The following is a 13975-nucleotide window of genomic DNA, read 5'->3' as shown; positions in this document are numbered from 1 at the left end:
GCGCTTGTGAGTCTGTGCTTGCCGCGTTCAGTACATGTTTTTTACCAGCGCGAGGTATTCGGCAATGCTGCGGCATTGGCTGGCCGATTGGGTGCTGATATTGATATTCAAGGCCATGCAGGTCTCATCATTGATGGTGGACTTATGGCCCCAGTCTTGCAGAGGGGCATCGAGCTGCAGCTCACTAGGGGCTATGCCCATGACCTCTGCGGCGATGCGAATGACGTGCTGATCAATACTCATGGCGGCTATTGTGCCTTCTTTTTGGCTTCAGGCACAGTTTTCTGAAAGTGTGGCGCAGGCACTCACAGTGCGGGCAGCGATCCATCACACACCGCGAAGCAACTAGGCATAAGGCCATAGAACAGGCCGCACAGGGCGGCCTTGTTCTATGGCTGTAGTGGCTTAGCTGCGTTTTTCCACCACCGAGTCGACCAAGCCGTAATCCTTGGCTTCGCCAGCGGTCATGAAGTAATCGCGCTCGGTGTCGTGCACGACTTTCTCCAGTGGCTGGCCCGTGCGCTCGGCCAAAATGCGGTTCATTTGGTCCTTGGTGCGCAAGATGTCACGGGCATGGATTTCGATGTCGGTTGCCTGGCCGCGTGCACCACCCAGTACCTGGTGGATCATGATTTTCGAGTTCGGCAGCGAGAAACGCTTGCCTTTGGCACCGGCTGCCAACAAGAACGCGCCCATGCTGGCGGCAAAGCCCAAGCACATGGTCGAGACATCGGGCTTGATGAACTGCATGGTGTCAAAAATCGACATGCCTGCGGTGACGCTGCCGCCAGGTGAGTTGATGTAGAGCGAGATGTCCTTGTCTGGATTTTCACTCTCGAGGAACAGCAACTGGGCCACGACCAGGTTGGCAGTTTGGTCATTGACTTCGCCGACCAAAAAGACCACGCGCTCTTTGAGCAGGCGCGAATAAATATCATAGGCGCGCTCACCACGGCCTGATTGTTCAATGACGGTAGGGATCAAGCCCAGATTTTGGGTTTCCAGCAAATGCACTTTGCAATCTCCTGTAAGTGGAATGACTCTGCGGCTCGCACACGCCGTGTGAGCGGGTTGAGGCCTAACTGAGGGCATGGTACATGAAACACTGCCATCGTGATTGCTGGCTTGCACACATTGTTTATGGCATCAGGTCAATCCATCGCAGCGCCCAGTGGATGCGCGTCACCAATAAATAAGGGCTTGTGTCAAAAACACAAGCCCTTGAATGTGGCTAGGGCAGCAGCAAGTCACCTCGCGCCAGCCCTGGTCGTTAGACGCTTTTTAAGCTTCTGCAGTTTGCGCCGCTTGTGGGTTCATCAGCTCTTCAAAGCCAATGGTTTTGTCCAGTGCTTTGGCTTGTTGCAGCACAAAGTCGGTCACGTTGTTTTCGATCACAACGGCCTCGGCATCGGCCAGGCGGTTGCGGTCGCTGTAGTACCACTGCACGACTTCTTCTGGCTTCTCGTAGCTGGCGGCCAGCTCTTCGATGTGGGCGCGCAGTTGCTCTGGTTTGGCTTGCAGTTCGTTTGCACGCACCAGCTCAGCGACCACCAGGCCCAAACGCACGCGGCGCTCAGCTTGTGGGCGGAAGATTTCAGCAGGGATAGGGGACTGGTCCACATCCTTGATGCCGCGTTGGCGCAGCTCTTCACGAGCACCTTGCTCCAGACGTGCGATTTCGTTTTGGATGCTGGCGTTTGGCAGATCCAGCTCGGCCTTGGTCAGCAATGCGTCCAGTACGGCTTGTTTGTTGCGTGCCTGCACGCGGAACTTCACTTCGCGCTCGAGGTTTTTGCGAATGTCTGCACGCAGACCTTCGACAGTGCCTGCTTCCACGCCCAAAGACTTGGCCAGCTCGTCAGTCACCTCTGGCAGGTTGGCCGCTTCGACTTTGTTCACAGTGACCAGGAAGTCGGCGGTTTTGCCTGCAACTTCAGCGCCGTGGTAGTCAGCTGGGAATGCCAATGGGAAAGTTTTGCTCTCGCCCACTTTCATGCCGCGCACCGCATCTTCAAACTCTTTGAGCATTTGGCCTTCGCCAACCAGGAATGCAAAACCTTCGGCCTTGCCGCCAGCAAAGGCGTCGCCGTCGATCTTGCCTTCGAAGTCCACAGTCACGCGGTCGCCGTCTTGCACAGCGTCTTCTTTGCCGCGTTGGGCAAAGGTGCGACGTTGTTTGCGCAGGATGTCGACGGTGCGGTCAATCGCGGCATCGTCCACTTCGACGTTGACGCGTTCGATTTCCAGGTCGCTCAAATCGGCGATCTTGACTTCTGGGAATACTTCGAAGATGGCTTCAAAATCGACAAAGCCTTCGGTCGAGCTTTCTTTCTCGCTGATGCGGGGCTGGCCAGCTACGCGCAATTGGGCTTCGTTGGCAGCTTCGTTGAATGCGGCGCTGACTTTGTCATTCAGCACTTCGTACTGAACGGAGTTGCCGTAACGCTGGGCGACGACCGACATCGGCACTTTGCCTGGACGGAAACCGTCCATTTTGACCGTGCGGGCCAGACGCTTGAGGCGTGTTTCAACTTCACCCTGAATGGCGTTGACAGGCACATTCAGCGTAATTTTGCGCTCGAGTTTTTCCAGTACTTCAACATTCACTGCCATGAGATCTATCCTATAGGGCTAAAGGGTGAAGGTTTGGGTGCGCCATTGCCTTGGCAATGGCCGCTGGCCAAACCACCACACACTCAAAATTCGTCAGTGCACCCGCTGTTAGTGCGAGTGCAACTTGTTTAAAAAGGTGGTGCGCGGGGGGGGACTCGAACCCCCACACCATTGCTGGCGTCAGGACCTAAACCTGGTGCGTCTACCAATTTCGCCACCCGCGCACTGAATTTCGCTCAATCATGGTGCTGAAGGTAGTTTCAGCGCCGCTCAGATCTTCTTGGGATTCTATGAGCGGCAAATTATGACTCAGTAAAACCGGCAGATTCTACAGATATTTCGACTCTGCGCCGCATTTCTTGCCCATTTAAAATGCAAAATCACGATAAAGAGCAGTGTTTAGGCATGCAAAAGCTGGCACAAGGCCTGTGCCACTGCTGGTTTGCGGCCATTTTGCCAAGCACAAAGCATACACAAAGCCCCTTGTGGGGGCTGCAGTTTATGGCTGGGCAGGTGTTTTTTCTTGCTCGGGCAAGGCTGTCTCGGACTGCTTGCCAGCGCGCCAGGCACCGAAAATTGCCAGCAGGCCTGGAATCAAAATCAAGGCCCAGATGATTTTTTCCAGGTTGTTTTTGACCCAGGGCAGGTTGCCAAAGAAATAGCCAGCGGTGCAAATGCCCACAACCCATAAAAAAGCGCCCAGCACGTTGTAGAACGTGAAGGTGGGGCGGTGCATGCGCGAGACGCCGGCCACAAAAGGCGCAAAGGTGCGCATGAACGGCATAAAGCGCGCCAGCACAATGGTGATGCCGCCATAGCGCTGGTAGAACGCATGGCTGCGCTCGAAAGCCTTGCGGTTGAACCAGCGCGAATTCTCCCATTGGAAGACCTTGGGGCCAATGCGGTGGCCAATGTAGAAGTTGCATTGGTCGCCGGCAATGGCCGCCACCAGCAGCACGGGCACGGCCACCGAGTAATGCATCAGGCCTGCGCCACACAGCGCGCCGACAATGAACAGCAGCGAGTCACCAGGCAAAAATGGCATGACGACGACGCCGGTTTCGACAAACACGATCAAAAACAGGATCAGATAGACCCAAGCGCCGTAGTTGACGACAAACATTTCCAAATACTGGTCTACATGGAGGATGAAGTCGATAAGCAGAGAGATGATTTCCACAGTAGCAATCCTGGACGGCAGCACATCGCTGCGAGGTTTTGGATGGTCAATTTGGCTTGGCAGGGTGCTACACAAGCGGCAAAGATGGTCTGCATTGTGCACCGGTTGCTGGTAAAACCCGATGTTCCTCACGCTGCGCAGCGCCGTTTTGCGGCTGTGCCACTAGCTGGTTTGGGCAACAAGGCCCAAACCAAGAGGTGCGTGTCGCCCCACTGCCAGTACGGTCAATGGGGCACACTTTAGATCGTAAACACGTTCTTAGTGTGTGGCTGTCAACGTGGCAGTGCAGCAGCAGGCGCAGCTGGCGTGTCGCGGTGAATTCTGAACCAGGCGGCATACATCGCAGGCAAGGCCAGCAAGGTCAGAATCGTGGCGATGATCAAGCCGCCCATGATCGCCACAGCCATTGGGCCCCAGAACACGCTGCGTGAGAGCGGAATCATCGCCAGCACCGCTGCTGCAGCCGTCAGCACAATCGGGCGCAGCCGGTGCATGGCCGCATCCAAAATGGCTTGCCAGGGCGCAATGCCTTCAGCGCGTTCGAGCTCAATTTGGTCGATCAGAATCACTGCATTGCGCTGGATCATGCCCATCAGCGCAATCACGCCCAGCAGGGCAACAAAGCCAAACGGCTTGCCGGTGATCAGCAAGGCTGCGGCAATGCCGGCGATGCCCAGTGGGCCGGTCAGGAACACCAACATGGCGCGGGAGAAGCTGTGCATTTGAATCACCAGCAAAGTGAACACAATGAACAGCATCAGCGGCACACCCGCAGCAATCGAGGCCGAGCCTTTGGAGCTTTCGGCAATCGCGCCGGCCACTTCAATGCGGTAGTCCCGGTCGCCTTTGGCGTGCCAGCTGGCTTCGATATCGCGCAGCTGCGGCAGCAAGGCGTTGGTCACGGTGGCGCCCTGCATGCCGGCGATCACATCGCCTTGCACGGTGATGGCGTATTCCTTGCCACTGCGCCACAGCACGCCCCATTCCCAGGCCAGCTCAGGCTCGGCAATTTGCGACAGCGGAATCGCGCCGCCAGTGTTGGTGCTGATGTAGGCATTGCTCAGCGCCGACAGTGATTCGCGCTCGTCCAGCGGTGGGCGCAGCACGATGCTGATCAGCTTGTCATCCTCGCGGTACTGGCCGATGGTCTCGCCCTCCAGAATCACTTGCGTGCCACGCGCAATCGATTGGCTGTTCACGCCCAGCGCCAAAGCCTTGTCCTGGTCGATGTTCAGGCGCCAGGTTTTGATCCGTTCGTTCCAGCTGTCATTCACGCCACGCATCGAGGCGTTGTCAATCATCGCCGCTTTGATCTCGTCTGCGTAGGCTCTGAGTTTGTCGGGCTCCGGGCCAATCACTTTGAATTGCACCGGGTAGGGCACGGGGGGGCCCATTGGCAAGAGCTTGATACGCGCTCTGACTTCGGGGAAGTGCTCGGCCATGTACTGCGGCAGCTGCTTGAGCAGCACATCGCGCTCTTTGAGCGAGCCAGGCATGACAATGAATTGCGCGACGTTGGACTGCGGAAAGATCTGGTCCAGTGGCAGGTAAAAGCGCGGCACGCCCGAGCCAATCCAAGTGGCGACGTTGTCCACGCCCTCCATTTGCAGCAGTTGCGCTTCTGCACGGTTGGCAATCGCCTCAATGCCCACGAATGAAGCACCCTCAGGCAACCAGATGTCCAGCATGATTTCAGGTCGGGCTGAGTCGGGGAAGAATTGTTGTTGCACCTTGCTCATGCCAAACAGGCCTGCGGCAAAGAGCAGCAGCGTCGCAATGATGGTGGTCCAGCGGTGTACCAGACACCAGTCGACCATGGCACGGAATCGTTGGTAGAAAGGCGTGTTGTAGACATCGTGCCCATGGTTGGCTGGCGCATCCGCATGGGCGGTATGGGCGGCGTGTTGCGCAGCCACTGGGCCATTGGCTGGATGGTTGGCGTATTCGTCATCGTCACGGGGCGGCACATTCGCTGGTGGCTTGAGCAGCCACACGCCCAAATACGGCACAAAATACACCGATACCAGCCACGACAGCAGCAACGCCACGACGGTGACGCCAAAAATGGCAAAGGTGTATTCGCCGGTCGTCGACTTGGCAATACCAATGGGTAAAAAGCCCGCTGCAGTGATCAGGGTGCCGGTCAGCATCGGCTTGGCTGTGATGTCGTAGGCAAACAGCGCTGAGCGGAACTTGCTGTAGCCTTCTTCCATTTTGCGCACCATCATCTCGACAGCAATGATCGCATCATCGACCAGCAGGCCCAGCGCAATGATCAAGGAGCCCAGCGAGATTTTGTGCAGGCCAATGCCCCAGTACAGCATGGCCAAAAACGTCAAAGCCAGCACCATCGGAATCGTGATCGCCACGACCAGGCCGGGCCGCATGTCCAGCGTATAGCGCCGCCAGATGGGGTGCTGGCCGGGGCGCTTGTGCAGGCCCAGGCTGAGAAAACTCACCACCAGCACAATCGCCACGGCCTCCATCAAGACCATGACGAATTCATCCACTGCGGTGGTGACGGCTTTGGGCTGGTCTTGCACGTTTTGCAACTGCATACCTGCTGGCAGTTGGCGGTCAATCGCGTCGGCCAACTGGTGCAGCGATTTGCCCAGCTTGACAATATCACCACCCTTGGCCATCGAGATGCCCAGCGCAATCACCGGCTGGCCCTGAAAGCGCACTTTGACTGAGGCCGGGTCTTCGTAGCCGCGCCAAACCTCGGCAATATCGCCCAGACGCAATTGCTGGCCGGAAGCGGCGCGAATGGGCATTGCGCGCAGGTCTTCCAGCGCATCGAACTGGCCTTGGACGCGAATGCGCACCTGCTCGCCCACGCTGTGCACACTACCCGCTGGTGTCACGGCATTTTGCTGGCCCAGTTGGTTCAGCACTTCGGGGATGTTCAGGCCCAGCTGCGACAGACGCTGCTGGGGCGCTTCAATGTAAATGCGCTCCTCCTGCTCGCCAAACAGCTCGACTTTGGCCACATCGGGCACGCGCAGCAGTTGCTGGCGAATGTTGTCGGCCTGCACTTTCAGTTCGGCAAAGGTGTAGCCTTCACCAGACAGCGCGTAAATCACGCCATAGACATCGCCAAAATCGTCAATGAAAAACGGCCCCTGCACGCCTTGCGGCAGCTGGTAGGCCATGTCGCCAATTTTCTTGCGCACTGTGTACCACAGCTGCGGCACCTCATTGGGCGGGCTGTTCTCGGCCAACTGGAAGATGATCTGCGAGACGCCGGGTTTGGAGTAGCTGTCAATCTTGTCGGCGTAGGGCACCTCTTGCAAGGTGCGCTCGATGCGGCTGGTGACCTGCTCTGCCACTTGCTCGGCGGTCGCGCCAGGCCACTGGGTTTGGATCACCATCGCCCGGAAGGTGAAGGGCGGGTCCTCATCCTGGCCGAGCTGGAAGTAGGCCAAGCAACCCAGCACCAGCAGCACAATCAATAAGTAGCGGGTCAGGGCCGGGTGGTCCAAGGCCCATTTGGAGAGGTTGTGGCGCGAGACGGGAGGACTGGTGCTCATGGTGTGGCTCCAGCCGCAGGCGTTGTGGACGAGGCGATGCTGGGCACATCGGGTGCATCGCCTTTGAAGACGGTGACTTTCTCGCCAGCTTGCAACACATGCACGCCAGTGACGACGATTTGCTCACCGGCTTGCAAACCGCTTTTGAGCACCCAATCATTGCCATCGGCGCGCTCGATCTCAACCGGGCGCGCTTGCACGGTGTGGGTCTTGCCATCAAATACCCAGACGGCGCTTTGACCCGCATTGTTGCGCCAGATGGCCGTGCTTGGCAGGCGGATGCTGTCAGGCGCGCTGTGGGCAATCGGCCAATCGACGGTGATCGTCGCGCCCAGTGGCGGCTGTGGCTCATCGAGCAGCTCTACCTTGACCGCATAGGTGCGGGTTGCCGGATCGGCGCTGGCGGCGATCTCTCGCACCCGCGCCGCCCGTGGTGTCTGGTTGTCGCCCCAGGTCCGCACCGTGACTTCCTGGCCCACTTTGACTTGCGCCAGGCGCTGCTCAGGTACCGCAAAGCTGACATCGCGCGCGCCATCCATGGCCAGGCGCAGTACCGGTGTGCCAGACGCGACGACCTGGCCTGGTTCGGCCAGGGTCGCAATCACGATGGCATCGCCGTCAGCCACCAATTGTGTGTACTGGGTTTGGTTGCCCTGGGCCTTGAGCTGGGCCTGGGCCTGGGCGACTTGCGATTGCGCGGCTTTGAGGCTGGCGGTGCGGCGGTCGAGTTCGGCGGCGCTGATGAAGTTTTGCGCACGCAATTCTTCAAAACGCTTTAAATCGGCTTGTTGCAGATCACGCTCGGTAATCGCGGCATTGAGCTGGGCTTGTGCGGCCGCCGTTGAGAGCTGGTAGTCAGTCGGGTCCAGTTGGGCCAGCAACTGCCCTTGGCGCACCGACTGGCCTTGCTCAACGGGACGGCTGAGCAACTTGCCAGCGACCCGAAAGCCCACGGCCGCTTCGCTGCGTGCGGTGACAGTGCCAGCGTACTGGATCGCGCTTTGCTGGCCGCTGGTGCCGACGGTGGCCAGTTTGACGGCACGTACCGGTGGTGGTGGTGTCTCTGGTTTGGAGCAGGCGCTCAGCACGCTGCCCAGCAAGATCGCAGAGCAGATCGCCACGAAGAGCCGATACACATAAAAAGAAGGTGAGTAGGGCATCGCAAAAGCACATTCAGTCAAAGGCACTCAGCACAGAGGCACCAAGCAGGCCAGATACAAAGATGTCTCAAGGCGGCCATTGCTGGTGCGTTTGGACAAGTTCAGAGAGATTTTGGCCGATTTCCGGGTGATTTGGGAGACAGTACGTCGCAATCGTGCCAGTTTGATGCAGGCCAAGCGCTCATTGCCGCACTTGGCTAATTTGCAGCAGGCGCGATTCAGGTTCTAATACGAGCCATGCCTTCAGTCACTGCTGCTCACCAGCCCATTGGGCACTACGAAAATTTTCCTGTCGCCACGTGGTTGTGCCCTGCGCATTTGCGCGCGCCAATCGCAGCGATCTACCACTACGCCCGCACCGCCGATGACATTGCCGATGAAGGCGATCTGCCGGTGGGTGAGCGCCTGCGCTTGCTGCGCGAGTACCGTTTGTGCCTGTGGCAAGAGGCTGAGCCACCAGCCCAATGGGCCACCATCTTCACAAGCTTGCACCAGAATGTCCAGGTGTTTGGCCTGCCAGTGTCGTTACTGGACGCGTTGCTGAGTGCGTTTGAGCAAGATGTGAAAAAAACCGCGACCGGCCAAGGCTACCAGGACCAGACCGAGTTGCTGGAGTATTGTGAGCGTTCGGCCAATCCGGTCGGTCGCCTGCTGCTGCATTTGCATGGCGTCCATGACGAGATGGCGCTACAACAAAGCGATGCGGTCTGCACTGCTTTGCAGTTGATCAATTTCTGGCAAGACCTGCAGCACGACATCCCACGCGGGCGCTGGTATGTGCCCGAGCGCGATGCCAGCGCGTTTGCGGTCTCCAGGCCGCTGCAGCAGCAAGCGATTGCGCTGGGCAAGCAAAACCAAGCCTTGACCGAGTTGATGCGCCATTTGGTCGGCTGGGCCAAAGAGTGCATGCAGCAGGGCATGCCGCTGGCGCAGCGCCTCACAGGCCGCGCTGGCTGGGAGATTCGGGTGATTATCCAGGCCGGTTTGCGCGTGCTTGAAAAAATGGAGCAAGGCGGCTATCAATGCTATGTGCAGCGCCCAACCATTGCCAAAGGGGATGCACCGCTGTTGCTTTGGCGTGCGTGGCGCATGCCAGCTGCGCGGGTGCGGGCCGCTTAAATCAGTCGCACAGGTCAGGCGTTCTACGCATCCAGCGCACCAAAAGGGTCGTCCATCAGCAAGTAAAGCGGCTCCAGCAAGGTCCATTGCGATAGGTATTGCATCGTTTTCTGTGCGGCAGTAAAACTTGTGTGAACGCTGGGTTTGGGCGTGCCGCATTGTGCAGCATCGGCGGCCCTACTGCCCTGAAGCCGCGCCTAGACCATGGCAGGGTTTTGCGCGCGTTTTTCCTAGGGTTTGTACGGATCTATTCCATTTGGGAATACATGCAGTGGAAATCATTGTTTGCTAGTGGCCTGCAGCACTCCTAGTATCTGCGCTTTTATTACTCTTAGAGCCGGTGCACCATCATCCACGCAGCTGCGGACATGGGGCACCAGCTCTTACACACCCACGCTCCACTATGGCAGACACCCAAGCCACCAGCAGTCTTACGCCTTTTGTTTCGGCCGACGAAATTCGCACGCGGTTCTCGCGTGCGATGTCGGACATGTACCGCGATGAAGTGCCGCAGTACGGCACATTGCTGGACCTGGTCGCCGAGGTCAATGCCGACGTATTGCAAAGCCAGCCAGCGGTGCAGCAGGAGCTGGCACGCGCAGGCGACTTAGAGCGTTTGAACTTGGAGCGCCACGGTGCGATCCGTTTGGGCACGGCCTATGAGCTCAGCACCATGCGGCGTTTGTTTGCCGTGATGGGCATGCAAGCGGTTGGTTATTATGATTTGTCGGTCGCCGGTGTGCCTGTGCATGCGACGGCGTTTCGGCCAGTGGCCGATGAGGCCTTGCGCAATAACCCGTTTCGGGTCTTTACCTCCTTGCTGCGCCTGGAGTTGATTGCCGATGCCGACCTGCGCGCCAAAGCAGCGGATATCGTGGCCAAGCGCCAGATCTTCACGCCAGAGGCATTGCACTTGATCGACCTGCACGAAACCGCAGGCGGTTTGAGCGATGACCAGGCCAATGCGTTTGTGGCTGCTGCCCTGGAGACATTCCGTTGGCACAGCGATGCCACCGTGGATTTGGCCACATACGAGAGCCTGCAGCAGTCGCACCGTCTGCTGGCCGATGTGGTGTGTTTCAAAGGCCCGCACATCAACCACTTGACACCGCGCACGCTGGATATCGATGCGATTCAAGCCTTGATGCCTGCACGTGGCATCAACGCCAAGGATGTGGTTGAAGGCCCACCGCGCCGTACCTGCCCCATTTTGCTGCGGCAAACCAGCTTCAAGGCGCTGGAAGAGACCGTGCGCTTTAGCGACCACACTGGCTCGCACACCGCGCGTTTTGGCGAAATTGAGCAACGTGGCGTTGCGCTGACAGCCAAAGGCCGCGCGCTGTACGACGATTTGTTGGCACAAGTGCGCAGCATGGGCAATGCGGGCAGCGCCGCGCCCGATTATGTAACCCGCTTGGCCCAGGCTTTTGAGCAGTTTCCTGACAGCCATGTGCAGATGCGTGAGCAAGGCTTGGCGTATTACCGCTACAGCCTGACCGAGGCTGGCGCGCAGCAGGCCCAGCGTGCCTTGGCTTTGTTGCAAGACCCTGCCGCCGGAATGGACGCGTTGGTGGCTGCCGCTTGGGTGGCGGCCGAGCCGATTACTTATGAAGACTTTTTGCCGGTCAGTGCTGCTGGGATTTTCCAGTCGAATCTGGGCGGCCAAGAGCAGCGCCAATACCAGGCGCATGCGGCCAGACAGGCGTTTGAGCACGACCTTGGCGCTGCCGCCTTGGATGAGCTGGCTCTGTATGCCCAAGCCCAGCAGCGCTCGCAAGACCAGGTGCAAGCGGCGCTGCACGCCGCTGTGGCACTGGGCGCTGCGGCTGCAGTCTGATTTTTTGTCATTTTTTTCGCGCACACACCAACAAGGAGACAAGCATGTCCAACACCCGCCTCACTAGAAAAAATTTCCTTCAATCGATGCTGGCGCTGGGCGTTGCCGCCTGCATTGCGCCCATGTCCGCTGTCGCCGCCGATGCTTACCCGAATCGCCCAATCCGTCTGGTTGTGCCGTTTGCTCCGGGCGGCAATACCGATTTGATGGCGCGTATTTTGGGCCAGTCCCTGTCCGAAGAACTGGGCCAGCCAGTGGTGGTGGAAAACGTGGCGGGTGCCAATGGCTCGATCGGCGCCAGCCGCGTTGCCAGTGCAGCCAAAGATGGCTATACCTTGTTGTTTGGCACGGCTGGCACACAGGCGATTAACCAAAGCCTCTACAAAAGTCTGAGCGAGAAAAACCTCGATGACTACGAGTACCTGGGTTTGGTCGCTTACATCCCCAATATTCTGGTTGTGAATGAAAGCCGCGTGCCAGCCAAAAATGTGGCCGAGTTTGTCGAATTTGCCAAACAGCAAGCAGAAGGCCTGAGCTATGGCTCGCCAGGCGCAGGCTCAACCATCCATTTGTCGGCAGAAATGCTGGGCACAACAGCGGATCTGAGCTTGCTGCATGTGCCTTACCGCGGCAGCGCGCCAGCACTGTCCGATTTGATGGGTGCTCAGCTCGATTTCATTTTTGAAAACATCACCCCGGCGATGCCGTTTGTGACCTCGGGCAAGCTCAAGGCGCTGGCTGTGGCCTCTGAAGAGCGCGTGGCCGCTTTGCCCGATGTGCCGACGATGATTGAGAGCGGGTATGACAACTTTGTCACGGGCACCTGGAATGGCGTGCTGGCACCTAAAGGCACACCGGCTGAGATCACCGAGCGCATCAGTGCCGCTGTGATCAAGTCTGCGCAAGATCCGGATTTCCAGAAAAAAGTCGCTGAAATGGGCGGCCAGCCCCGCGCAATGCCACCTGCAGAATTCAAGCGTTATACGCAAGACGAATACAAGCGCTGGAACGCGGTGATTGAAGCCGCTGGCGTAGAAAAAATGTAAACGGCTTGGGCAAACAAACGACAACAACAGGCAAGAAACACTGAGATGCAAACGCAATTGATTGCTGCGCTGCAGCGCATCGTGGGCGATAACAATGTGCTGGTGGGCGATGCCACAGCAGACTATGTGACTGACTGGCGACAGCGCACGCACGGCCAGGCGCTGTGCGTGGTGCGCCCTGGCAGCACGCAGCAAGTCGCTGAGGTCGTCCAGGCCTGCGCGCAGGCACAAGTGGCGATCGTGCCACAAGGCGGCAACACCGGTTTGGTGGAAGGCTCGATCCCTCAAGCCACCGGCGAGCAGGTGGTGCTGAGCTTGCGCCGCATGGCGGCGGTGCGGGCGATTGATCCGCACAATATGACCATCACAGTCGAGGCCGGCGTGGTGCTGCAAAACTTGCAGAAAACGGTGGATGAGGCGGGGTTTTTATTCCCCTTGAGCCTGGGCGCTGAGGGCAGTTGCACGATTGGCGGCAATCTGGCAACAAATGCTGGCGGCACGCAGGTTGTGCGCTATGGCAATGCGCGCGATTTGTGTCTGGGGCTGGAGGTGGTCACTGCCGATGGCCAGGTCTGGGAGGGTCTGCACGGCCTGCGCAAAGACAACACCGGCTACGACTTGCGCAACCTGTTCATTGGCAGCGAAGGCACTTTGGGCATCATCACCGCGGCGACGCTGCGCATGTTCCCGCAGCCTGCAGCGCAGTTGACTGCGTGGACCGCCGTAGCCAGTCTGGAAGCGGCCAATGCGCTGCTGGCGCTGGCGCATACGCAGCTGGGCGCGGCCTTGACGGGCTTTGAAGTCATGAACCAGCAAGCGCTGCAATTGGTGGATAAACACTACCCGCATTTGCGTGTGCCGATGTGGCAGCAAACGCCTTTTTGTGTGCTGCTTGAAGCTTCGGACAGTGAGTCTGAAAGCCATGCCAGAGCAGCATTCGAGCGTTTGCTCGAAGCGGCCATGGAGCAAGAGCTGGTGGTTGACGCGATCATTGCCGAGAATCTCAAGCAAGCCCATGATTTATGGCATATCCGCGAAAGCATCACGCTTGCGCAAGCGGCAGAAGGGGTGAATGTCAAGCACGATGTATCCCTGCCAGTCTCGCGCATTCCCGCGTTTGTTGCGCAGACCGATGCTGCATTGCAGGCCTTGGTGCCCGGTATTCGTTTGGTTAATTTTGGCCATTTGGGCGATGGTAATTTGCACTACAACACCCAGGCGCCTGAGGGCAGCGACGCGGCCGCTTTTGTCGCGCAGTTTGAAGATGCTGTGGGGGAGGTGGTCTACCAGGCGGTGCACCAGCATGGTGGCTCGATTTCTGCTGAGCATGGCATAGGCGCGCTCAAGCGCGACAAGTTACCGCATTACAAATCGCCAGTGGCCTTGGAGCTCATGCAGCGCATTAAACAGGCATTGGATCCGCAGCAGTTGCTCAATCCTCACCGTGTGCTGCGCAGTCGGGCATCCGGTGGCGAGGGCTAAGAGCCTGT

The 13975-nt window shown here is 58.4% G+C and carries 10 protein-coding genes and 1 tRNA gene; 4 read left to right on the top strand and 7 right to left on the bottom strand.

What is annotated here, in order from left to right; all coding sequences use genetic code 11:
• Window positions 1-27: 27 nt before the first annotated feature.
• The 7 genes from E8K88_RS15480 to E8K88_RS15450 form a co-directional block, all read right to left on the bottom strand.
• On the bottom strand, window positions 28-243 hold the full coding sequence (locus E8K88_RS15480; protein ID WP_136407582.1) for a hypothetical protein: 216 nt from the start codon (window positions 241-243) through the stop codon (window positions 28-30).
• Between the two features lie 162 nt (window positions 244-405).
• Window positions 406-1014: an ATP-dependent Clp endopeptidase proteolytic subunit ClpP gene (gene clpP / locus E8K88_RS15475; RefSeq protein ID WP_136407581.1), complete on the bottom strand. Its 609-nt coding sequence runs from the start codon at window positions 1012-1014 to the stop codon at window positions 406-408.
• A 267-nt stretch (window positions 1015-1281) separates the two neighbouring features.
• Entirely contained in the window at window positions 1282-2613 is a 1332-nt protein-coding gene (tig, locus tag E8K88_RS15470; RefSeq protein WP_136407580.1) for a trigger factor, read from the bottom strand.
• A 137-nt stretch (window positions 2614-2750) separates the two neighbouring features.
• Window positions 2751-2837, bottom strand: a tRNA-Leu gene (locus tag E8K88_RS15465).
• A gap of 275 nt (window positions 2838-3112) precedes the next feature.
• Window positions 3113-3793 (bottom strand): VTT domain-containing protein, encoded by a 681-nt coding sequence (locus E8K88_RS15460; protein WP_136407579.1) that lies wholly within the window; start codon window positions 3791-3793, stop codon window positions 3113-3115.
• A 272-nt stretch (window positions 3794-4065) separates the two neighbouring features.
• Window positions 4066-7323 (bottom strand): efflux RND transporter permease subunit, encoded by a 3258-nt coding sequence (locus E8K88_RS15455; protein WP_136407578.1) that lies wholly within the window; start codon window positions 7321-7323, stop codon window positions 4066-4068.
• Window positions 7320-8483, bottom strand: a complete 1164-nt coding sequence (locus tag E8K88_RS15450; protein WP_136407577.1) for an efflux RND transporter periplasmic adaptor subunit — start codon at window positions 8481-8483, stop codon at window positions 7320-7322. Before E8K88_RS15450 ends, E8K88_RS15455 begins: the two co-directional genes overlap by 4 nt.
• A gap of 237 nt (window positions 8484-8720) precedes the next feature.
• Between E8K88_RS15450 and hpnC the strand changes: the two genes are divergently transcribed.
• The 4 genes from hpnC to E8K88_RS15430 all read left to right on the top strand — a co-directional run bounded on the left by hpnC (window position 8721) and on the right by E8K88_RS15430 (window position 13967).
• A complete protein-coding gene (gene hpnC / locus E8K88_RS15445; RefSeq protein WP_136407576.1) occupies window positions 8721-9602 on the top strand; it encodes a squalene synthase HpnC in 882 nt (293 codons plus the stop codon).
• A gap of 403 nt (window positions 9603-10005) precedes the next feature.
• Entirely contained in the window at window positions 10006-11439 is a 1434-nt protein-coding gene (gene hglS, locus E8K88_RS15440; RefSeq protein ID WP_136407575.1) for a 2-oxoadipate dioxygenase/decarboxylase HglS, read from the top strand.
• Window positions 11440-11483: 44 nt separating this feature from the next.
• Entirely contained in the window at window positions 11484-12485 is a 1002-nt protein-coding gene (locus E8K88_RS15435; protein ID WP_136407574.1) for a Bug family tripartite tricarboxylate transporter substrate binding protein, read from the top strand.
• A gap of 45 nt (window positions 12486-12530) precedes the next feature.
• Complete coding sequence (locus tag E8K88_RS15430; protein WP_136407573.1) at window positions 12531-13967, top strand: FAD-binding oxidoreductase; 1437 nt, start codon at window positions 12531-12533, stop codon at window positions 13965-13967.
• Window positions 13968-13975 lie beyond the last annotated feature (8 nt).

It is taken from the genome of Lampropedia aestuarii (assembly GCF_004803635.1).
GTDB lineage: Bacteria > Pseudomonadota > Gammaproteobacteria > Burkholderiales > Burkholderiaceae_C > Lampropedia > Lampropedia aestuarii.
Note: the sequence above shows the minus strand (reverse complement) of the source record. Positions and strands in the feature narration are given on the sequence as shown.